Below are 20780 nucleotides of genomic sequence, written 5' to 3' on the forward strand. Positions count from 1 at the left end.
CGTATCGCAAGCTGTCCGTTTGGCTCTCTCCGCCGCTCCCGGCCCGAGGGGCTGAGTCACGTGCGGGCCGCCCTGCGCTGGGCGCACGCCGACCTGCGCTCCCACCGGGGCGAGGCCCTGTTCATCGTGCTCGCCACCGCCGGGATCGTCATCTCCCTGCTGCTGGCCACCACGCTCTTCGAATATGCGACCAACCCCTGGCAGCGCGTCTTCACCCAGTCGCAGGGCCCGCACGTGTGGATCCGCACCGGCCCGTCGGCCGACGCCGACCGGCTCGCCGGGCTGGACGGCGTCACGTCGGTCGCGGGTCCATACCCCACCGCCGCCACGACCCTCGCGTCACGCGGCACCCGCGCCTCCGTCGAGCTGCGCGGCACCGTCGACCGGCCCACGACCGGCCGTCCGCTGCTCGCCTCGGGCCGCTGGCTCGACCCGGGCACGCCGGACGGCGTGGTGCTGGAGAGCGGCCTCGCCCGCGTGCTGTGGGTCCAGCCGGGTGACACCCTGAACGTGCCCGGCACCGCGCGGACCCTGATCGTCCTCGGTACCGCGGACAGTGCCGAGCCCCGCTACAACCCGGGTGAGCGGCCGGGGCTCGTGTGGGCGCTCCCCTCCGCCGTGCGGCACACCGACGGGCGCGGCGGCCAGGTGACCGGTCTGCGGCTGACCGACCCCGACGACACGGACTACGCCGTCCAGCGCGCCGTCACCCTGCTCGGTGCCAAGGCGATCACCGACGTCTCCAGCTGGCAACAGGCACGCTCCGAGGCGCAGGGCGGCAACCGGCTGCTCGGCCAGGTCCTCGGCCTGTTCGGACTGGCAGCCCTGCTCGCCGCCGCGCTCGCCGTGCACGGCGCGATCAGCACCAGGGTCCGCGGCCACCTGCGGGACATCTCGGTGCTGAAGGCGATCGGTTTCACCCCGGGCCAGGTGGTACGGATCTTCCTGCTCCAGCACGTGGCGTTCGCACTCCTGGGCGCCGTACTGGCCGCGGCCCTCACGCAGGCCTGGGGCAGCCGGGCACCAGGCCGCCTTGGCGACGCGGTCGGGGTGTGGCAGGGGTTGCCGGGGCACACGGCGGCCCTCCTCGGTGTACCGGCGGCCGTGGTGCTGTTCATCGCCGCGACAACGGGGCTCGCGGCCTGGCGTGCCGGACAGGTGCCACCGGTGCCGGGTCTGCGGGCGGCAGCGCCTCTCGGCGGCCGACTGTCCGGCCTCGCACGCGGAGCGCTCGGGCTGCGACTGCCATCGGCGTTGGTCCTCGGCTGGCACAAGGCGTTCGCACGCCGCCCGCGCTCGCTGACAGCAGTGGCCCGGCTGGCCCTGCCATTACTGCTGATCGTCGTGGCCATGAGCGCCTGCACGACCATCGACCGCTTCCACAGCAAGCCCGACCAGGTCGGCCTGGCGACCGCGCTCACCGTGCGCGCTGACAGAAGCCTGTCCGACCCGGACGTACGGGCCCTGCTGGACGGCGGCGACCAGGTCGCCGGTGTCTATCCGGGTGTCGAGGTGGCCGCCTTGGTCCCGGGCCAAACGGGCACGATCGCGCTGCGCGGGCTCGGCACCCACGAGAATCCCTATCCGTTCGCACCGGTCGAGGGCCGTACCCCAAGCGGCCCCGACGAAGCGGTGGCCGGTCAGGGCCTGCTCGATCTGTTGGACGTGCGCGTCGGGGACTGGGTACGGATGACGGTCGGCGCCCGGCCGCAGGTCCTGCACATCGTGGGGCGCAACATCGAGCCGGAGAACGGCGGCCGAACCATCTCCGCCTCCCTCGACACCCTCCGCGAGAATGACCCGAAGCTCGCGACGGCCCTCTACCAGCTCCGGCTGCGTCCCGGCGCCGACCCGCACCAGGTGGCCGCCGAGCTGACGAAGACCACGCAAGGGCACCTCAGCGCGCACGTCGTGCCGAACCCGGCCGACGGGCTCTCGCCGCTGCGCGGGGTCGCCGTGGCGCTGATCGCCGTGCTAGCCCTGATCGGCCTCATCGAACTGCTCACCGCGATCGGCGGGACCCTGCGCGAGGGCGAGCGGGACCTGCCCGCCCTCAGGGCGATCGGGCTGACCCCCCGGCAGATCACCGCGATCACGGTGACGGCCACGGGGTGCACGGCGCTGGCCGCAGTCGTCGTCGGTACGGCACTCGGGGTGCCGCTCGCGCACTGGCTGATCGACGCCCAGGGCAGGTCGAGCGGCACCGGCGCCGGAATCGCCCAGGGTCCCTCGCCCGTCTTCCTCCTGCTCTTCGGCGCGGCCGCCGTGCTCGGCGCCGCCGCCCTCGCTGTCCTGCCGGCGGCCCGGGCTGCCCGCCGCCGCTTCGCGGACACCCTGAGCATGGTGGGCTGAGCTGGTCTCCGGCAGGGGTAGCGAATGGAAGGTGCGTGTGTGTATGCAAACGTCAGAGAAGGGCGCTTTCCCAAGGCCGGGTAGTTAGCGTATTACCGCTGGTGGCATAGGAGTTCGGTGTCGGGTGGGAGGGCGGCCGTCAGGCCCGCGTTGTCAGGGAGTCCGCCCATACTTCCAGCCGTTGGGGAGCCGCTTTACCCACGCGTCGTTGCGCCCTGCCACCGGTCTGGCGCACGTGACCTGCGCAGACGGCTGGGTGCAGAGCCGAGGACGCGCGTGTTCGAGACCCTGGCCGGCCCGCCCCCGCCCAGCCGGTGGTGCCCGGAGTGCGGTCCGGGCCGTTCCGGATGGTCTCCTGCGACGGCTGCGGCTCGACCAACATCGACACCGAGGCCAACCGCACCAGCAATCGGACCCGCTGCGCTGACCTGCCCATTCCGCACTTCTATCGCCTGATGTACGGCCGTGCAGGCCATCGCCTCCTGCGCCAACTCGTCCTGCCCAGCTGGAGCCCTGCCCGAACGATCAGGGCACACAAATAGCTCGGAGAAGCGACTCGCTTGACAGTCCCTCGCCATCAATGGCGCTGCCATCTGACCGAGAAGGGTGGCCAACAGGGGCAGGGCATTGGACTTACGTCTGCTCGCAGCAGGGTGAGTGAGCGGTCAGTGGGGCGGTGCGGGGGGCTTGGCGCCGAGACGGGATAGCCGCGCTGGTCTCCGCATGGCCGCCGAAGCTGCGCAGACTCAGCGACGGCCGGTTCGCCGAGCTGGAAAATCAACGGCCCGGCCGAACTCGGCTGGAAGGTCCAGCGCTTGACGCTGCGAAGATCCGCATACTGATCTTGCGGCAGTTCGCCCTGGACGTCTCGCCGGCGGCAGTCGGGCGGCTGATGCACCGGCACGGGTGGTTTTGGCAGTCGCTCGCCCGTTGGGCTGTGCAGCGCGACAAGCACGCGCTTCAGCTGTGGAAGAACAACGTGCAACCGCGGGCGGAGTGACTGCGGCGGCGCTGGTCGGGGCCGCCGGGCTGCGCAAGTAGGCAACCGAATACGACTGGCTCACCGTCGTCCACCTGTCTTCCTACGCCCCGGACCTGAACCTGGTGGAGGATATCTGGTCGCTGATGCGGCGTGGCCCCTGGCTAATGTCGCCTTCACGGACGTCGACCACCTCGAACGCGTCCTCCGCCGCCGCCGAGAAGGTCAGTAGCACGCTCGATGCCGAACGCCTGTCCGCCAATGCCGGCCCCTTCCGGTGAGAGTCACACGAGGTCTTCACCGCCCAGCCGCCACGCGAGTCCCCTCGGTCGCGGACGCGCCGCGAGACCGGATTCGGGCGAGATCAGCGAGGAACTCATCCAGCAGTTCACGGGCCACCCTCTGCCGGGCCCGCTCAGCCTCCTGCTCCGCGGCCGAAAGGAGTTCTTCACGGGAGATGCGGAAAGCGGGGCGGTTCAAGGTCATTCGGTATACCAACTGCCCCTCCCGCACTGCCGGTGCGCTCTGCACCAGCCGGGCCAGCGCCCGGGCCCTCCGCTCGGACAGGACCTGATCGGCGAGATGCCGGCGGACATCCGCGCTGCCTTCGTCGTCGACAATCTGTTGCTGGCGCACCACTCGCCATGTATCCGCCTCAACTGTGCGAGTCAGCTCCTCAAGAGCGGATAGGTCCGTCAGATCAGCGCGCAAAGCAACCACAAGATCGACCGCCGCACGCACAGAACATGCGGTGAGCCGATCCGACCGACAGGTCGAGCACTCCCCCGCCACCCCTACTCGCCCGCATGACTGGCAGGGCCGCGCCTGAGCTTCCGCCCTCTGCTTCTGGACCTCATGCCGCCGACGCGCGACAAGCACATCACGTTCAGCCTTTTCTCCGCGCTCGTGCTCCCACCGCATCGCGTGGTTCTCGGCAGTTCTGCGATAGGCGTCGTGCACGCGACGCTCCACTTCTGCTCGCTTCTGTGGAGAGGATGCAGTGACTTCACTCATCACCTGCCGGTAGCGGTACCGTCGGTCAGCTAGTCGGGTGGCACAGCTCTCGCAAGATTGGTTGTCATCCATACGTAGGCCGTCGTCACACCGTGGCGACCAGCAGCCTGCGTTGCGAGGCAGGCCCCGGCCGATGAGCCATCCGGCGACATCGGTCACAGGTGCTTCCTGCGCGCTCATACGGCGACTCAGACGCTCGGCCAGGACAACCTGTGCCTTGTCCGGCCCCACCACGTGGGCCACTTCGGTCAGGGCGTCGCGGACGCGGCCTGCCAGCCAGCGCATGGTGCTGGTCCGGGGGATACGAGCCCAAAGTCTAGCCACCGGTGCGAGCACCACCTGCAGGTCAACAGGCAGCCTTTCAGCAGTGATCAGGCGCATACTCCCGTTCTCTTGAGATCTGCCAGTCTGATTTTCCCCGCGAAGCGGGACCACCCCCGTACCAGGCCGTCGCTCAGGCCCTCCCAAAATCACGGATCGCACATGCTGCTCCTCCAGGCGCGCGCCATCCCGCAGTGGTCCTGCACCCCCACCGGCAGAGCCGGAAAATCGATCAAGAGCACCAGTAGAAGAACGAGAGAGATCAACCACCGGTGTGTGCTCAGCGTGGATGTCTGCACTTGCGCGCAGACCCAATACGTCGTCAGTCCCAAGTGCACCAAGGGGTTCAAGGGATCGAGGCGCTTCCAGAGACTCCTGATTCCTGAATGCAGTTGCCCCCTCCGCCCCAAGAGCATCGTCGAAGGTCTCCTGGGCCCATCCCTCGCCCTGCGGAACGAACTCGTCCTCAGGACGCGTATGTTCCGCACAGGAGACGCACACGGTTCGGCTCTGAACCGGTTCCTGGGCAGGTGAGAGCTCCAAGCCCTCCGTGACCACGGCATGGCCACGGAGGCGGGTGTACGCGGCGGAAACGGCTGCGATGCGCATGCGTCCGTGATGGTCCCCCTTCGCTCCTTGCGTCAGGAGAAGGACACCGTCCCGGTTCATTCGCTCAATAGCGCGGGCCGCGGTTTTGAGGTCCCACCCCATGATTTTGGCGAGGGTGGCATCCGCGCGGGAGAAGCCTGCTTTCACCTTGCCTGCGACCATGGGCACCTTGCCATCCCTGCGGCAGCGCAGCACGAGGAGAAGAACCGCGAGTCGGATGGACGCCGATCCCTTCTTCTTCTTCTCGAAGTCCATGAATCCCGGGAGGGTTGGTCCGGCCTCCGGCTTGTTGCGGGGGGCCGACCACCCGGGGCAGGTAACGGCCTCGGCTGTGGCCAGGAGTACGCCAAGTTCGCGCTTGCCGAGCGCGGCGAGGGGGCTGGCGGCGCAAGCCGCACGGGCTTCACGAAGGGGCATCAGTTCGAAGCGCAGCCTGTCAATGTACCCGAAGTTGTCGTGCACCTGAGTGATGGTCGCGAGTCCGGTCTCCTCCAGCCAGTACCGAACGGTGTGGGCGAAGTACGAGAGGGAACAGCCAAGCCAACCTGCGAAGTCACGGGACTGGACTTCGACGGCTGCCGACTTCGCCGGCGCCTTGCACAGGAGAATCACGACTGCGAGGCGTACCGCCTCGCGGCTCCCTTTCAGCCGGGGATCGTTCAGGCGCGGATCGTTGAGGAGCTGGCGCACGGCAGCCTCCAGAGCGACCCGCATCTGAGGGAGAAGAACCAAGGGCTCATCCGCGAGTACGACAGTGCCGTGCGCGATACTGGCATGTGATGGGGGAACGAAAGCCGGATTTGATGACATTTGGTGCGCTGGAGAGGCTACTGGCGTGTGATGCGGCGCACGTGCAGTGGGCACAACGGAGCCAGTCCTCTGACTGGTGGCTATGATCTGCTCCTAGTCGAGGAGGTATGAGGGGACGAAGGCATTGCCGCCGACGGACTGCTTGGGGAAGTAGGGGCGTCGGCCGGTGCGGTTTCAGTTAGGTCTGGATCAGCTCTTACCTCCTCGACGTTCTAGAGCGGGGGTTTCGGGCAGGGCGCTGGGGACTACGCCCTGTCTGGACTGCGTTGAACTGCTGGTTTTTTGCGCCGAGGTTCTCGTGTCGGAGTCTGGGCGAGGACCGAGGGCAGATCGTCAATCCATCTGCCGATGGGGAAGCGGAAGGCCAGCTGGCCATCGAGGGGCGCCGCGCTCGTGCCGTGTGTGTCTGTAGCCTCGAGTGCAGCCCGCTCCAATCGAGTGTTGGCGACGAGAACCTGATTTTGTGTCACCCAGAGCGTCGTCTCCGCAGTCGTAAACGGATCTGTCACTGCGTCACGAGCGGCGTTAAGAGCAGTTAGCTGCCATGTGTCCACAGCGTGCTTACGCGAACGCTGTCGCGGCTTGTCGGGCCACGTGATGCCAGACAGCAGCCGGTGGAGCTTGATGACGATGATGTCCGCTTCGAAATGCGTCGCGGGAAGGATCCCGTTCTCGACGGCGCGGTAGACCCAGTTGCTGTCCACCCCGGCCGCGTTGGCAACGGCATTAGCGGTGAGGGTGCGCCTCGCTGACGGCATGCAGGCTCCTGCTTACTCATGACTCGGTGTGACCGGATCACTCTATCTCAAGTACCGAAGTTGTTCCCCTCACAGGGGAATAGATCGGGCCGTTGAAAGATGTCGGGAGCTGAGAGTGCGTCAAAACTAGGAGTGAGCCATCGACCCATCGATCGTTCGATCGATCGATGAGCCCGGTTTCGAACCGAACTATCATCGACACTGCTATCGATCATAAATGCAGGTCAATGGCCTGTAGAAGGCCGTTTGTTGAGGACGCATGGGCGAGGGTCCTCGTCATTTCGACGGCAAACAGGACCGCGCTCCGCGCGGGAAGAAGGTCTCAGTACCGGCGCTTGTGTCGTCTCTCCGTAGCTACCGGCTCCCGTTGGACCGGGTCGCTCGGGCATACAACCAGTCAGAAAATCGGCCCAGGCTTCGGGCGTGTCGCGAAACACAGCAGGGGTCGTACACCAAGTGGTGTACGACCCCTGCAATTACTGCGAAGGCGGGCGGTTCTGACGTGTGGTCAGAGCAGGCGTTGCCGCTTGGGTTTTGGCATGGGCCCCTCCGCTTCGAGCTTTCGGAGCATCCGCACAGTGAGCGCGGTCATCAGGTCCTTACCCTTACGCCCCAAGCGTGCCTCCGTGAGAACTTCGAGCAGCTGCTTGAACTTGGCGCGGGCCTCCGGGCTCATACTCACCGATGTGCGATCGCCCGCAGGCACTCCCAGCAACTCCTCGTTGATCATGTCGACCAGCTCGACTAGCTCGTCGGCACTCTCTGGCGCACTTCTGATGACCGCGTCGATGTAAGCAGGCCGTGCGAGCTCAGTTTCGCCGGAGGACCTCCTGTCCTGCTTCACTCGTTCAGCCAAACCGTCCCAGACCTCGGGAATGAGGTTGACCCCGTGTTGCTTCCAGACGCGCGACCGTACGCGCGAGTCGCGGAAGCTGTCCCAGACCTGTTTCTGATACTCGCCGTACTGCGGAGCGTCACCGTCAGCTGCGCCACCCCGCTCTTTCCGCTCCGGCTTCGGCTTTTGCGTCTTTGGACGCCGGCTGGGACCGGCCGACACTGGGGCAGAGGGCGTGACCCAATCTGCTTCAACGCTGTCGTGGGAGGCAGCCGATGGAAGCGGCTCTGACGCTGCCGTCTCAGGTGACGCGTCTCCAGCTCTCGGAGTATTAGCGGTCTCGGCTCCCTGACTGCCATCAGGCGATACCGGGCTGTGATCCGCGACTTTCGGTGGCCCAGGCGGCGCAGAGGCTCGGGCCTCCCCTGCTCCCGCCGGTTGGTCAGCGTCAGGCGCAGTTGGCGCAAGGATTTCAGCCGGTTCCGGAGCAGACGAGGCAGGCTCCGCCACGATCACGGCAGGGGCGGAGGAACCAGAAGCGGACTCCCCCGGAGCGGACTCGCCGGCCTCAGGAGCGGGTGTGCCGATGAAAGAACTCCCGGCAACAGAAGTCCCGATGGCCTGCAAACGTGCCGCATTCGCCTCACGGTTCCCGGAGCCGCGTGGCCGACGCCGCCTGGTTACCTGCGCGAAGTCACCTGCAGGATCATCGGAGGCCTTGGCCTTGCTGTCAGACACGGCTTGCCTCCGTCAGCTGCTGGTTGGGCAGCTTCGCCGCGGCGGCCGCCTCCGCCGCATCCAACTGCTCGTCGGCGCTCAACGCGATGTCCCACTCGTTCAGCGGGGAGTCCATCCGTCCAAGGACTTCCTGGAGGAGCTTGGCGTACTGCTTGCCACAGGCTGCACGGGCGTAGCCGATGACGGCGGGAATGCCCTTCTGGTAGCTGCCCGAGATACGCGAGTCCTCACGGATCTCTGTGACGAACGGCAGCAGGGCGGAGTCCACCATCTGATTGCGAACATCCACCTCTTCGTTCGTCCACTCGGACATTGGATGTGCCATGTTGAGCAGAGCCCCAAGGTACTGGGGATCAGAAGCGCCGTTCGTGTGCGTCACAACGTGTTGAACTGTGGACATCATGGCCACGGCGCCCTCGATCGTCGCGCCCTTCGGCGCGCAGAGAGTCAGAGCGAAGTCCGAAGCGGCGAGCGCCACGCCGTTCAGGGACTGCACTGCGGGGGGCGTATCGAAGACAGCGAAGTCGTAGTCGTCCTCAAGCTCTGTGAGCAGATCGCGCAACACGTGAATCTTCGACACCCCGGCGGAGTGGAGGAGGTGCTGCGCGTTGGCCATCGTGGCCTGTTCCGACGCCAGCAAGTCGAGCTTGCCCTTGCTCTTCCTCTGAGTAAGCAGGTCGCTGCGGGGAATGATGCTTTCGCGCAGGGATGTACGTACGCCTTGTGCCGCGGTCTGGAGCTTGAGGCCCAGCGACTTCTCGAGTTCTGCCTCCCCCAGCCGCACGCCAAGGGCAGCCCCTGCTTGGGCCTGCGGTTCAATATCTGCCACGAGCACCCTGAAGCCCGCGAGGGCCATGCCGGCAGCAAGGTTGACGGTCGTGGTTGTCTTACCTGGGCCGCCCTTTTGGCTGACTACGGCCAACTTGTCCACGAGCTGCTCACTTCCTGTACGACGGCACGACGGGGCGTCTCTGCAGCCACGTCGAAGAGTGACGCTATTCGCGGCTTCGCAACCCCGGCAACTTATGTCCCTGTGAGGGGCATTACTCGCGCGACTGTAGCAGCTCTGCCCCCTAGTCAGGGGGGGACCACGCGGCCTTGCTTGATGCGGATGTGAAAGTCCCGCCATATGGCGCGGGCAGCATCAGCGAGATTTGGTCGAGCTCACCCAGGTATCCGCGGTCAAGGTCCGGCAGACCGGCTTTAGTTGGGGCGCACGTTCCATCGCGGGGGCGGAGCGGGCTGTGTAGGGGACGTAGAGAGCGCTTCGGCCTGTCGTGTGATCAGGTAGCCGTGCGGGCGTGTCTTGGCCTGTGGGAACGTTCGATCTTGCTGCCGCGGTAAGACAGGATCTGCTCGTCTGGTGGGTGGTGGATCAGCTCGTGATCGTCGCAATGGGACCGACGAGGTTCGTTGTACAGACAGACGGATCAGGCGGCCCGTCGCCCAGGGACTACGTGGTTCGACCTCAGCGTCAGGTGAAGTCGGCGTGGATGTACGAGATGGTTTGTTGTTCGTACGAGGGATCGAAGCTCCGGTAGCTCGCGGGCTAGCTTGGTGGATCGGCGTATGTGACCGAGACGCCGTCAGCCCATGGCAAGGGCGATGGCAGTAGAAGTCCAGCGTTAACGAGGTACGTGTGTCGGTCTGACGAGTCATGAGTAGGCCGTTCGAAGCATCGGTCATCAAGAGACGCGGTCTGGAAGTGGCAAAGGGAGTCGAAGCGTCCGTTGGTCGAACGATTGCCCTGAATGGTGTTACGTCATTGCAAGTGACACAACATGCGTGGAACCAACTGACTCGGCATCACAGGATGCGTTGACTGATAGGTCGATCGGACGGCTGAAACGACGATAGTTCTCATCAAACGTACGAGCGTCCTTACGTAGGTACGTCTTAGCGAGAGTGCGTCGATGAATCTCCGCATAAATCCGCAAGACGGTAGGTAAGTCGATCACATGCTCGCACGCACAAAACATAGTGCTGGGAATCACTGAGACGTACGGTCGATCAGACTGTCGATCGATCAATTTATCCATATGTCCCACCGTAGATCGATCGATCGCTTCATCGATCGATAGTAAAGGCCTGGCATATGTACTTTGTAGTGAACTTAGATCGGTACTGGCATGCAGACTCTTATCGAGCCTCATAACAGTACTAGCATCGCGATTCTATAGAGCACTAAAGAACGCACTGGTATCAATTGTCTGATGAGGTTTAGAAGGCGAACTGTCTAGCACACTACATTCTGGACTGCATGCGACACTAGCATCGATACTTCTATCGAAACTATCGCAGGTCAGAGGCATGTTGTGTGCCTGTGATTGTGATGATGAGACTGCTGTATGCGTTGCATCCCGGGCATCCGTCTTGCCCCGGTCGCGGCAGCCGGCCGAGGCGTGATGGATAGCCAGAGCTGTGAGGTAGGCCATCGGCTGGTCTTGGGCGAGCAGTAGCCCGATCAATAGGGCCGCGCAGCTATGGACGGTATCCACGCCCACGCATTTTCTCCTGGCCAGCGAGCGCGAGCACGTCCTGGAGCAGCTCCCGCAGCTCGGCCTCGTTGTTGCGCACGCGCTGGGCGGCAGGCGGCTCCCGTGCGCGTCCACAACCACGCAGTGGTGATGCTCCTTGCTGATGTCCACTCCGGACCAGATCTATAACATGGCCACCCCGTCCGCTCATCGTGTTCAGGTGCCACGGACGGTCTCACCGGCGTAGTCCTACCAAGCGATCAAGTCGCGTATCCCAATGCAGCAGTTCAGACCGTCACGGGGCTCCGGGCGGTTAAGTCTGCGAGGCCATCAATCGGCGACGGGTTCTCAGCCATACCCGAAACCCCTGGGCCCTCCGATCGTACGAAGGACCGGTGCGGACCCACCTCGAAAGGTAGGACGGGTTCTGTCGAGTCTTTGGAGGTCACTTGAGTTCCCCGCCCGCGGCGCCGTCTACGTCTATCCGTGGGAGCGGGCAGGCTGGCGGAGGACAGCTGCTGACCACGACTCACACGGTCGACGGATTCTCCGCACCGCCAGTCCTCGGAACTCGCCGTGCGCTCCTGCACCACCCGAGATGCGCATCACGGGCAGGCTGCTCGCGGAGAGCCCAGCCCGGCGACCAGCTGCATATGACGAGATGGCCCACCCCGCTCGACTCTCTGACGGCGCCGTGGCTCACCATCTGCTCTGAAGGTTCCGGCGGCCGCACCGGTGAGGATGCCGCGGGACATGGCCTCGACAGGTACGGCAACTATGTCCTGGGACTTGACACTGATGCAGTGCTCCTCTCCACCGAACTCGGGCACTGGGTCGGCGTAGCGGACAACCCCGACGTCATCACCAACCTGATCGAGATCTACGAGCGCATGGCGAGTAGTGACGCCTCATGCCCGCAACTACCCAGTACACCCGCAGCGCGTAGAAGCGGTTACTGAGCTTGTCGCGGTGTTGTCGGGTGGCGACTCAAGACGAGTCCGGTCCCGGCTAGACAACCGTCGATCAAGTTGGGACGGAGCTGTATGTGCCGCAGACCGCGGCGGAGGGTGCGCTCGAGGTGGTCGTCGTCGTGGAAGGCGGCGTTGGCCAGCGGGCCGCGCCGCAGCAGCGACCAGATGCCTTCGACCGGGTTCAGGTCCGGTGCGTAGGACGGCAGTTGGATGATGGTGAGCCAGTCGTGCTCGGCGGCGTACTGGCGCATTCCGGCCGTCCGGTGGGTGTTGAGGATGCCCCTATGTTGCGTCAAGCGGCAGAAGACGGCGATACAGCGAGGGGTGACGGTGGCTGGAGTTGACCGTAGATCTCACGGGCGACGTAGCGTTTGAGGCAGCGGATGATTTCGCGTTTCGACAGGCCCTGTTTCGTGCGGCGTTCGAGGTAGAGACGCGTCCGGGCATCGCGGCGTAGGCGATGACGATGCGGTAGAGGGCGGCGTTGGCCTGCCGGTTTCTCCCTCGGTTCAGCCTGCGACGCTGGGTCTTTCCGGCGGATTGCTCGACGGGGCTGACGCCGCACAGAGCGGCGAAGGATGCCTCGTTGCCCAGCCGTTCCGGGTTGTCGCCAGCGGCGATCAGCAGAGCAGCGGCACTGTCGGGCCCGACGCCGATGACATCCAGGAGCTGCGGATGCCGGCAACGGACGGCCTTGGTGGTCCGACGGACGAGCTCCTTGACTTCGGCGGTCAGTTGCTGGATGCGCTGGGCCAGCAGTCGGAGCGTGAAAACGGCTGCATCGTCGCCGTGAAGGCCGGCGCACGTGGCGATCAGGGCTGTGTTGCTGAGGTTGGACAGGGCCTCGCGCAACGCGGGATCGACACCAAGCAGCACGGCTTTCAGCTGGTTCTTCGCCTGCGTGCGGGCCTTGACAGCCGACTCCTTCGCCAGTCGCAGCACACGCATGTCGGCCGCCGGCCCCTCGCCGGTCTTGGGTGTGACGTCAGCCCGTCCGGACAACACCGCGCGGGCAGCGGCCTCCGCGTCGACGGCGTCAGTCTTGCCGCGCTTGCGGCGCAAGGCGCGGTCGGGTTGATTGACCTCGACGACCTGGACGTTCTCTCGGCTCAAGAAGCGTGCCAGAGCCGCTCCGTAGGATCCGGTCCACTCCACACCAGCTCGTCGCAGAGCACCGAAAGAACTTGCCCAGGACAGGAGTTGACGGTAGCCAGCGGCGGTGGTCGGGAATTCTTGGTGGGCCAGGAGCGTCCCGAGTGCGGTGAGCACGGCTGCGACGTGCACGTCCTTGTGGGTATCCACCCTTAGGAGCGCGTCCTCCGCCAGCGGTTCTCCTGGCTGTGCGGGCAGAGTCGACTGGGGCATGCTGGTGATGGTCACACGGCTCCTCGATCGGCACGGGGGCTGTGGCCGACGTTGGGCAGGCGGGCGGTCAGAACTGTGACGGTGCCTTGTGTGGCAAGGCCCCTATGGGGACACACCCGCCGGTCCGGCGACAGCAAGCACCACCCGGGACCACGGGTCGACAGATCCTGAACAAGGCAGATGGGCCAGTTGTCCCACGGGTCAGATCCGGGCCCCGGACGGCGTCCCTTGAGTCTCACAGTTGTGCCAGATCAGGACGATGGGAGCCTGGAGCTGGATGGGGGCGCGGACGATGAGGTCGCGGTAGTCGGTCCAGGCGAAGCTGTTGCGTCCCGTGCCGCGGTGCTTGCGATGACGGCGGGGCCGGAAGATCAGCCGGGAGGGCTCGCCCGGCCGGTAGCAGCACAGGGCCGCGATCGAGTAGCGGCGCCAGGACCGGCCGCGCACCCGCACCACCGGCGTGTGCCCCCGCCGGCCCCAGGTGCGAGCCTTCGGCGGGGTCATCCCGAACCTCGCCTCGTCCTCGAAGACGAGGAAGGCGCCCAGCGCCGCCGCAGTCATTCCGCCTGCGGCCACACGTCCTTCTTCCACAACTGAACGGCGTGCTCGTCGCGCTCCAGGGCCCGACGGGCGGGTGACTGCCAGGACCAGCCGTGCCGGTGCATCAGCCGGGCGACCGCCGCCGGCGAGACGTCCAGGTTGAAGGTGGAGGCGATCAGTGCCCGGATTCTCGCCAGTGTCCAGCGCTGGTCCTCCCAGCCATGTTCGGCTGGATCTTTGACCAGCTCCTTCTCCAGCTCGGCGAACCGGTCGTCGGTCAGCTTGGGCAGCTTCGGCGGCCCGGCGGAGGCCAGGGCTGCCAGCCCGTCCTGGCGCCAGGCCTGCCGCCAGCGCTCCACCGAGCGCACACTCACCCGCAGTTCCTTCGCGATCACCGCGTTCCTCTCGCCCGCGCGAAGCGCCCGCCGGCCTCAAGCCGGATCCGTTCACGAAAGCGCTGCCGCTTGGCGGTCAGCCCGCCGCCCTGTTCGTATCGCATACCACCGGCCTACCGCACGGATCACCGACCGTCACGACCTACGACAACACCCCGACAAGGTCAGTAACTACCGACGCATAGATCGTCAACGCCCGGCTGACCGGCTGCGAAATCCGTGTGCGCGGCTCCAGCCGGAGCTTTACCGCGGTAAAGCCGAACTGTCAGCCACGAGGTGCTCGTCCAGAATGACGCCCGCACCTGCCCACTGCACAAGGTCGCAGCTTCCGAGCCTGCAGATCAAGCGGATGAGACCCATCGACGAAGCGACCTCCGCTGCGTAAGCAGTGGCCTCGTCAGCCAAGCCCCAGCGCATGGGCAAGTAGAACAACGGGCCGCGGGCCTACCCGATCAACGGAGCGGTTGACCAGGGTGAGTCGTCATCGTCGTCCCCTGTGAGATCCGGCCGACGCCTCAAGAACACCGCGACGAAGGCCTCTATGCGCGCAGCCCGAGGAACCGCAGGCTCGTCCATGCCGATGTACGGATCAAGCGGATCGCTGAAGAGCCGGGCCGCCGCAGCGTCATCCGCAGGACGCTCGCCCTCCCACACTGCAAGGTCATAGCTCATGGGCACAGCCCGCCGCGCGTCGCTGACAACCGGGCCGGCGAACGACATGACTAGTGACGATGTCTGCTTACCGGGGAGACGACAGCTCCGTTGCCGAGTCTCCGTCGAACGAACTTACCGGGCGTCAGGTTCGGCGAGATCAACGGATCTTCGGGTGCGACAGGGCAGGTGCTCGGGCAACCCAGGATGGCTCACCTGCAGCGAAATCAGGCGACTTTACCGCGGTAAAGCCTAAGGAGGTGCCAAACTAACGTGTCGATGCAGGATTTGAGAGATGACGTTAGTAAGGTGTCGCCTATGAGTTCTCCAGCCACCTCCGGCGACCGGGAAAAGGTCGTCTCCAAGCTGCCGGGATGGCTCCGGCAGCAACTCAAGGTCCGAACTGCCCAGCACGGCATCGAGATTCAGGCAGCAGTCGAGCAGGGCCTGACCCTCTGGACAGCCCTCGCCTCGACGCCGGAAATCGTTGACACCTCGGGCGCCGACTCCTTCGCCACATTTCTCCCGGCTGGCCAGTGGACCAACTTCAAGACCACAGCCAAGCACCGCAGCGTCTCCATGACCCAAGGCCTGGCACAGGCCGTGCAGCTGTGGCTCGACAGCAACCCAGCCCCCGGCATCACCCGCCCCGCCATCACCCGCCGCATCGTGGTCTGCAACCAGAAGGGCGGCGTCGGCAAGACCGCTGTCACTGCCGGACTCGGCGAAGCACTCGCCGAAGACCCCAACGCCCTGTACCCCGTGCAGATCGCCAAGCAGCTGGCCGCAGAGTCCGACACCGACGACCCCCTGGGCGTCGAAAACCTCCCCGGCCTCGGACTGCGCATCCTCATGGTCGACTTCGACCCGCAATGCCACCTCACCAATCAGCTGGGCGCCGCACCCCTGCCCATCGACGGCGACAGCCTCACCAACCACATGGGCGGAAGCCCCAAGGGTGATCTCCGCGACCTCATCGTCCAGATCGACGAAGAGCACTTCGGAGGCCGGCTGCACCTGCTGCCCGCCTGCACCGACGCCTTCCTCCTCGACGTGCGCCTGTCCAGTGTCCGGGCCCGCGAAGCAGCCCTCGAACGCGCCCTCGCGCCCCTGGAAGCCGACTACGACGTCGTCGTCGTCGACTGCCCGCCCAGCCTCGGCCTCAGCATGGACGCCGCCGCCTACTACGGACGCCGGCGTGAGAACGAGGCCCCGGGACAGTCCGGCGTCCTCGTCGTCGTCCAAGCCGAAGACAGCTCCGCCGACGCCTACGACCTGCTCACCAATCAGATCGAGGACCTCCGCGGTGACATGGCCCTCGACATGGAATACCTCGGACTCGTCGTGAACCTCTACGACCCGCGCCGCGGCTATATCGCCACATCCTCACTCGAAGGCTGGATGGACATAAAGGATCCGAAGGTTGTCGGCATCATCGGCGAGCGTAAGGAACAGAAGGAAGCCGTGCGCATGAAGCGCCCCCTGCTCTCCTACGCGCCCAAGAGCCAGATCTCGGTCGCCATGCGCGCCCTTGCCAGGGAGGTCGCGTGACCAAGAAGGACAAGCTGGGCGCCGGCCGGTTCGGCAGCACCCAGACCACCTCGGTCAGCGCCCGCCGCCAGGCGGTCGCCCAGGCCACCGGCGTACCCACCACCGGAGCCCCCGACTCCCGGCTGCGGACCCTGCCGCTCGAACAGCTCGTACCCACCGCATTCAACCCGCGCCGCAACTTCGGCTCCGAAACCGACCTCAAGGAGTTCGGGCAGAAGCTGAAAACCAAGCAACTGCAACCCGCCGTCGCGGTCACCCGCGAGGCCTACCTCAAGCTGTGGGAGGACGAGGCCGACGCCGTCGGGACCCACCGGTACGTCATCGCCAACGGCGAGCGCCGCTACCGCGCCTCTCAACTCATCGGCCTGGAGACCCTCGAGGTCATCGTCGACGACACGATCGCCACGTCCCGGGCCACCTTCCTCGACGCGGTCCTGTCCGAGAACAACGACCGTGAGGATCTCGACCCGGTCGAGCAGGCCATCGGCATCCAGACCATGGTCGACCAGCTCGGTGGCAAGACCAAGGTGGCCGAGCACTATGGCAAGTCAGCCGGCTGGGTCACCCAACAGCTGTATCTCCTCAAGCTGGCACCCGAACTGCAGCAACTCGTCAGCTCCGGGATCCTTCCGGTACGCGAGACCCGCGCGCTCATCAAGCTCCCGGTGGAAGAGCAGGCCACCGCCTGGGAGAACCGGCTCACCGCCCGGGAGGTCGAGAAGGAGGACAAGCAGGAGAAGCGTCGGAGCGGGCCGAGCGTCTCCGCGGGCTTTACCGCGGTAAAGCCCGAGCCTTCAGGCGTGGCCGAGATCGGGGAAGCGGCTGTTGAGCCGCCCGCAGACTTTACCGCGGTAAAGCCTGCGGCCTCCGTGACAGATCAGGCGAGCCCCGAGGCGACGGCTGGCACCGCTACACAAGGCGTTGTCAGCCAGGACTCTGAGACGAGGGAGAGGCACGAATCGCCGGCGGATCCCAGTGAGGGTGTCCCCGAGCCGCGTCAGTCGCACTCCGACACGAACACCGGTGTGCGGAAGTTCCCCTACGACAACGGTAAGGAGGCCGCGTTCTTCCTGAACCAGCGGATGGACGACGATCAGTTCTTGGCGATGGTTGACGAGGTGACTCGGATGGCCAACCTCCGCAGGGAGAAAGCAGCAGAGCCTTCCTGACCGCACTGCAACGCATTTCTAGCGAGGGGCCGACCTCAACTGTGAGGTCGGCCCCTCGCAGCATGTGCCCAGCGTCCGAAAGGGGGCAGCGCGGGTGAGGGACGGATCCGTAGGGCGGGCGCGATATTCCCGCTGGCGCCCGCCACACGGGATCAGTCGTGAAGCTCCGGTGAACTGCCCCGAGGTACGGACCGCCCTCTTCCGAAGGGCAGATGTGGTGCCCCCTCTGGGGGGATCAGTTTTTTCCCCCAGGCCGGATGCTGGGCGGGCGCGAATGCTGACGGCGCTTCCCCGGCAGCCCAGTTGAGCCGGGCGGGGGCGGCGTCCAGGCGGGCAAATGCCTCCCGGAAAACAGGGACGTTTTCGCTGGTGAGCCGGTAGGAATCGGCTCGCCGCCAGGACGCCGATGCCGGCCCTCCGTAGACGACGGCGATGGGGGCCTCGATGCCTTCGGGCAGCCAGCCTTCGCGCATGCCGCGGGTGAGTGCCTTGGCCAGGGAGACGGTCGGACCGCGCAGTCCGCGGTCGAAGTGCTCCCGCAGCGTGTGGGCACCGAGGAGACCGTCGTCGGCGTCGACGACGAGCCGGGCGAACAGCCGGGCCGCGGCGGTCAGCGAGCGCAGGAAGTCCACGGCCCGTTCGACGGTCCAGGTGGTGTCGACGGTGACGGTCAGCTCCTCGCGGTGCTCGGCGAGCAGATCGAGCAACTTGCGCTCGAACTCCGGGGAGGCGCCTTCGATGGTGATCCTCATGGGCCCTCCGATGCATTCTCAGCAGTACCTGTCTGGGAAGTGAATCATGGCGGATCGGGCCCGCGCTGTCTTGTCACTGCACGGTCACCGCTTCACGCGGGCCAGAACTGCACGAGGTACTGCTCGACACCTTCGGGTACGTCAAGTTCGGCGAGTTTCTCTACTTCCTCCCGGTCGCTGACCTGAATGCGCACGTTCCAGGTCCGCCCACCTTTGCCCAGTGCGATGAGTTCAGGGGTCATCGCCCCGTAGGTCCGCAGCCGCAGTTCACCGGCCGGCGCTTCGATCTGTGTCTGTTCCGGAAATTCCCACGGCCTTGGGGCAGCGGGCGGCTCCTCGTCCCAGACCTCCGCGCGGAGGCTCGCGGTGTGGGTATGCCCCCCGCTGTGCATCACCACGCGGCTATCACTTGCAGATCCGAACGACGCGTTTGGTGCGGGCTCGTCATCGAAGGACGCTCCGATGTCCTGCATCCACAGGCCGTAGTACATGACTTCAGCGGCGACGGTCTGCTCCGCCAGCAACCCCATGATCGCTCCCTCGGCTCGTTGCGGATGCCGATGTTGCCACCCTTTCCCGCGGACGCGGCGCAAGCCCGCGAAGTCTGATCGAAGCTGTGTCCGGTTCTCGGGTCGCATCATCGGGCGGCGCGGACACGTCGAATTGGCTGATACGGCGCAGGGAGGGCAGGGCTCGGACCGTGCATTTGTTGCTGTCCGAGACGTCCGCCATGAGGGTTTCGGCCTCGTCGGTGACGAAGGGTTGGTCCTCGGAGGTTGGTGTTCCGAGCGTCTTCGCCGGGGCGAGGGCGGGAGCCCCGGGCCTGGTCTCCATGATGCGGAGCGCCTTGCCGCCGTCGCTGGGGACCAGCATCCGGTCCCCGTCACCGAGCAGCACCGGATACCCGTGTGCCGGTCTGGAGGCGCCGACGGACACGCTGACGCCGGTGACGGTGCGGCCCTCGGCGAACGGCATCACGGTTTCCGCCCCGGACATCAGGAGGGGCAGGCGTTCAACGTCGGCCGAACTAGGCCGTGTCTGACAAATGATCTCTGCGAAGCTGAGGTGTCCGAAGCTGACGGAGGGGTCATGGGGATCGAGCTTGAACTTCACTCGGGACGGCCTGCACGAAAGGGGTCGTCCCGAGCCACGCTGCTGCGGGGGTCGTACCAACACGGTGAAGCGTTGGCGCGGGCGCTGAGCAGGCTTGACCGCCATGGCTCGGGCAAGCTCGGCTGGGTAGATCCGTACGGCGACACGCTGTTCAACGAGCAAGAGGCTCAGCTTGCCAGCGAGGAGACTGCTGCCCTTGTGAAGGGGGGCGACGATGAGCAGCAAAGGGCAGCTCTCCTCGATCTCGCCGAGCTTCTTGAAGCCTGTGCGAAAACTCCGGGCAGCTACCTATGGTTCATGGGCGACTAGCCATAGTTGATCATTGATCTTGTGGCTGGTCGTGGCGAGTTGACGGATGTGGCGTGGGAGCGGATAACGCCGCTGTTGCCGGTGCTGGATGGCCGGGGGCGGCCCTGGCGTGATCACCGGCAGGTGATCAACGGAGTGTTGTGGCGCTTGCGGACCGGGGCTCCGTGGCGGGATCTGCCAGAGCGGTATGGGCCGTGGCAGACGCTCTATGAGCGGTTCGTCCGGTGGGAGTCCGACGGCACGTGGGCCCGGTTGCTGGAGCACGTTCAGGTCCGGGACGATGCGGTCGGCCGCGTGGAGTGGACGGTTTCGGTGGACTCGACGGTCAACCGGGCTCACCAGCATGCCGCCGGCGCCCGGAAAAAGGGGACCCGGGCGGGGACAAATTGGAAGATCCGCAACGCTCGGCGGCACGGCAGGCCCTCGGCCGGTCCCGCGGCGGGTTGACCACGAAGGTCCACCTGGCGGTGGACGGCCGCGGGCTGCCCTTGTCGTTTGTCGTGACCGCCGGGGACGTGAACGACTCCACGGTGTTCGACGCGGTGCTGGACGCTATCAAGGTGCCTCGCGCAACGGTCGGCAGGCCGCGACGCCGTCCCGACGGGGTGCTGGCGGACAAGGCGTATTCCTCACGGGCTATCCGGGCCAGCCTTCGGAAACGCGGCATCCGGGCCATCATCCCCGAACGCTCTGACCAGGTGGCCAACCGCAAGCGACGCGGCACCCACGGCGGCCGACCGCCGGCCTTCGACAAAGAGAAGTACAAGGGCCGCAACGTGGTTGAGCGCTGCTTCAGCCGTCTCAAGCAGTTCCGCGCGATCGCGACCCGCTTCGACAAACTCGCCGTCCGCTACCAGACGGGACTGCACCTGGCCTCGCTCACCTTGTGGCTCCGCGACACCACAGCATGATCATTTGTCAGACACGGCCTAGCGCGATGTTGACGGGGTTTCAGCTGTTTGGGCTCCTTGTCACTGTGGATCGCGATATGGGACCAGGTATCCAGTTCGCTTAAGGGCTCGCAGAGAATCAACGTGTTGCTTTGATCTCGGTGGGCTCGTTGACCTGGCA

General features: G+C 65.8%; 14 protein-coding genes and 4 pseudogenes. 7 read left to right on the forward strand and 11 right to left on the reverse strand.

Annotated elements, in window-relative coordinates; genetic code table 11:
* Positions 1 to 60 precede the first annotated feature (60 nt).
* Together ABD366_RS36810 and ABD366_RS43685 are read left to right on the forward strand one after the other, a co-directional pair.
* On the forward strand, positions 61 to 2352 hold the full coding sequence (locus ABD366_RS36810; RefSeq protein WP_324770630.1) for an FtsX-like permease family protein: 2292 nt from the start codon (positions 61 to 63) through the stop codon (positions 2350 to 2352).
* 676 nt (positions 2353 to 3028) lie between these two features.
* A complete protein-coding gene (locus ABD366_RS43685; RefSeq protein ID WP_411293751.1) occupies positions 3029 to 3352 on the forward strand; it encodes a helix-turn-helix domain-containing protein in 324 nt (107 codons plus the stop codon).
* A 276-nt stretch (positions 3353 to 3628) separates the two neighbouring features.
* Here the strand turns inward: ABD366_RS43685 and ABD366_RS36815 are convergent, their stop codons facing one another.
* The 5 genes from ABD366_RS36815 to ABD366_RS43690 form a co-directional block, all read right to left on the reverse strand.
* Positions 3629 to 5965 carry a hypothetical protein gene (locus ABD366_RS36815; RefSeq protein ID WP_324770629.1) on the reverse strand — a complete coding sequence of 779 codons (2337 nt, stop codon included), beginning with the start codon at positions 5963 to 5965 and terminating at the stop codon, positions 3629 to 3631.
* A 365-nt stretch (positions 5966 to 6330) separates the two neighbouring features.
* Entirely contained in the window at positions 6331 to 6843 is a 513-nt protein-coding gene (locus tag ABD366_RS36820) for a hypothetical protein (protein ID WP_324770627.1), read from the reverse strand.
* A gap of 508 nt (positions 6844 to 7351) precedes the next feature.
* Positions 7352 to 7900 (reverse strand): hypothetical protein, encoded by a 549-nt coding sequence (locus ABD366_RS36825; RefSeq protein ID WP_324770625.1) that lies wholly within the window; start codon positions 7898 to 7900, stop codon positions 7352 to 7354.
* 508 nt (positions 7901 to 8408) lie between these two features.
* A complete protein-coding gene (locus ABD366_RS36830) occupies positions 8409 to 9347 on the reverse strand; it encodes a ParA family protein (protein WP_324770623.1) in 939 nt (312 codons plus the stop codon).
* 1243 nt (positions 9348 to 10590) lie between these two features.
* The gene (locus tag ABD366_RS43690) at positions 10591 to 11064 is read right to left on the reverse strand and encodes an IS110 family transposase (RefSeq protein WP_411293750.1); all 474 of its coding nucleotides are present in this window, start codon (positions 11062 to 11064) and stop codon (positions 10591 to 10593) included.
* Between the two features lie 482 nt (positions 11065 to 11546).
* Here ABD366_RS43690 and ABD366_RS36835 point away from each other — a divergent pair, with 482 nt between their 5' ends.
* Positions 11547 to 11852, forward strand: a complete 306-nt coding sequence (locus ABD366_RS36835; protein WP_344443239.1) for a hypothetical protein — start codon at positions 11547 to 11549, stop codon at positions 11850 to 11852.
* On the opposite strand, the pseudogene ABD366_RS36840 reads toward ABD366_RS36835, so the two are convergent.
* From ABD366_RS36840 to ABD366_RS43695, 3 pseudogenes are all read right to left on the reverse strand, one after another.
* Positions 11846 to 12139: pseudogene (locus tag ABD366_RS36840) on the reverse strand (transposase); the annotation flags it as partial. The gene ABD366_RS36835 and the pseudogene ABD366_RS36840 overlap by 7 nt on opposite strands.
* A gap of 17 nt (positions 12140 to 12156) precedes the next feature.
* A pseudogene (locus tag ABD366_RS36845) lies at positions 12157 to 13229 on the reverse strand (IS110 family RNA-guided transposase).
* A gap of 240 nt (positions 13230 to 13469) precedes the next feature.
* Positions 13470 to 14268: pseudogene (locus ABD366_RS43695) on the reverse strand (IS630 family transposase); the annotation flags it as partial.
* A gap of 865 nt (positions 14269 to 15133) precedes the next feature.
* Here ABD366_RS43695 and ABD366_RS36860 point away from each other — a divergent pair.
* Entirely contained in the window at positions 15134 to 16366 is a 1233-nt protein-coding gene (locus ABD366_RS36860; protein WP_324770189.1) for a ParA family protein, read from the forward strand.
* The gene (locus ABD366_RS36865) at positions 16363 to 17535 is read left to right on the forward strand and encodes a ParB/RepB/Spo0J family partition protein (protein WP_324770188.1); all 1173 of its coding nucleotides are present in this window, start codon (positions 16363 to 16365) and stop codon (positions 17533 to 17535) included. Before ABD366_RS36860 ends, ABD366_RS36865 begins: the two co-directional genes overlap by 4 nt.
* Before the next feature lie 152 nt (positions 17536 to 17687).
* On the opposite strand, the gene ABD366_RS36870 is transcribed toward ABD366_RS36865, so the two are convergent.
* The 3 genes from ABD366_RS36870 to ABD366_RS36880 form a co-directional block, all read right to left on the reverse strand.
* Positions 17688 to 18287, reverse strand: a complete 600-nt coding sequence (locus ABD366_RS36870; RefSeq protein ID WP_324770187.1) for a hypothetical protein — start codon at positions 18285 to 18287, stop codon at positions 17688 to 17690.
* Positions 18288 to 18379: 92 nt separating this feature from the next.
* On the reverse strand, positions 18380 to 18817 hold the full coding sequence (locus tag ABD366_RS36875; protein WP_324770186.1) for a hypothetical protein: 438 nt from the start codon (positions 18815 to 18817) through the stop codon (positions 18380 to 18382).
* The gene (locus ABD366_RS36880; RefSeq protein ID WP_324770185.1) at positions 18783 to 19400 is read right to left on the reverse strand and encodes a hypothetical protein; all 618 of its coding nucleotides are present in this window, start codon (positions 19398 to 19400) and stop codon (positions 18783 to 18785) included. The genes ABD366_RS36875 and ABD366_RS36880 overlap by 35 nt, the downstream gene beginning before the upstream one ends.
* Positions 19401 to 19472: 72 nt before the next feature.
* Between ABD366_RS36880 and ABD366_RS36885 the strand changes: the two genes are divergently transcribed.
* Together ABD366_RS36885 and ABD366_RS36890 are read left to right on the forward strand one after the other, a co-directional pair.
* Entirely contained in the window at positions 19473 to 19709 is a 237-nt protein-coding gene (locus ABD366_RS36885) for a hypothetical protein (protein ID WP_324770183.1), read from the forward strand.
* 21 nt (positions 19710 to 19730) lie between these two features.
* Positions 19731 to 20642, forward strand: a pseudogene (locus tag ABD366_RS36890) (IS5 family transposase).
* Positions 20643 to 20780 lie beyond the last annotated feature (138 nt).

Origin of the sequence: Streptomyces kunmingensis (assembly GCF_039533535.1) — a bacterium.
Taxonomy (GTDB): Bacteria; Actinomycetota; Actinomycetes; order Streptomycetales; family Streptomycetaceae; genus Streptomyces; species Streptomyces kunmingensis.

Bases quoted from the DNA above. Each gene is read 5' to 3' on its own strand.
- ABD366_RS36820 (WP_324770627.1), bottom strand. From the start codon at position 6,843: ATGCCGTCAGCGAGGCGCACCCTCACCGCTAATGCCGTTGCCAACGCG.
- ABD366_RS36835 (WP_344443239.1), top strand. From the start codon at position 11,547: ATGACGAGATGGCCCACCCCGCTCGACTCTCTGACGGCGCCGTGGCTC.
- ABD366_RS36860 (WP_324770189.1), top strand. From the start codon at position 15,134: ATGAGTTCTCCAGCCACCTCCGGCGACCGGGAAAAGGTCGTCTCCAAG.
- ABD366_RS36870 (WP_324770187.1), bottom strand. From the start codon at position 18,287: ATGAGGATCACCATCGAAGGCGCCTCCCCGGAGTTCGAGCGCAAGTTG.
- ABD366_RS36875 (WP_324770186.1), bottom strand. From the start codon at position 18,817: ATGGGGTTGCTGGCGGAGCAGACCGTCGCCGCTGAAGTCATGTACTAC.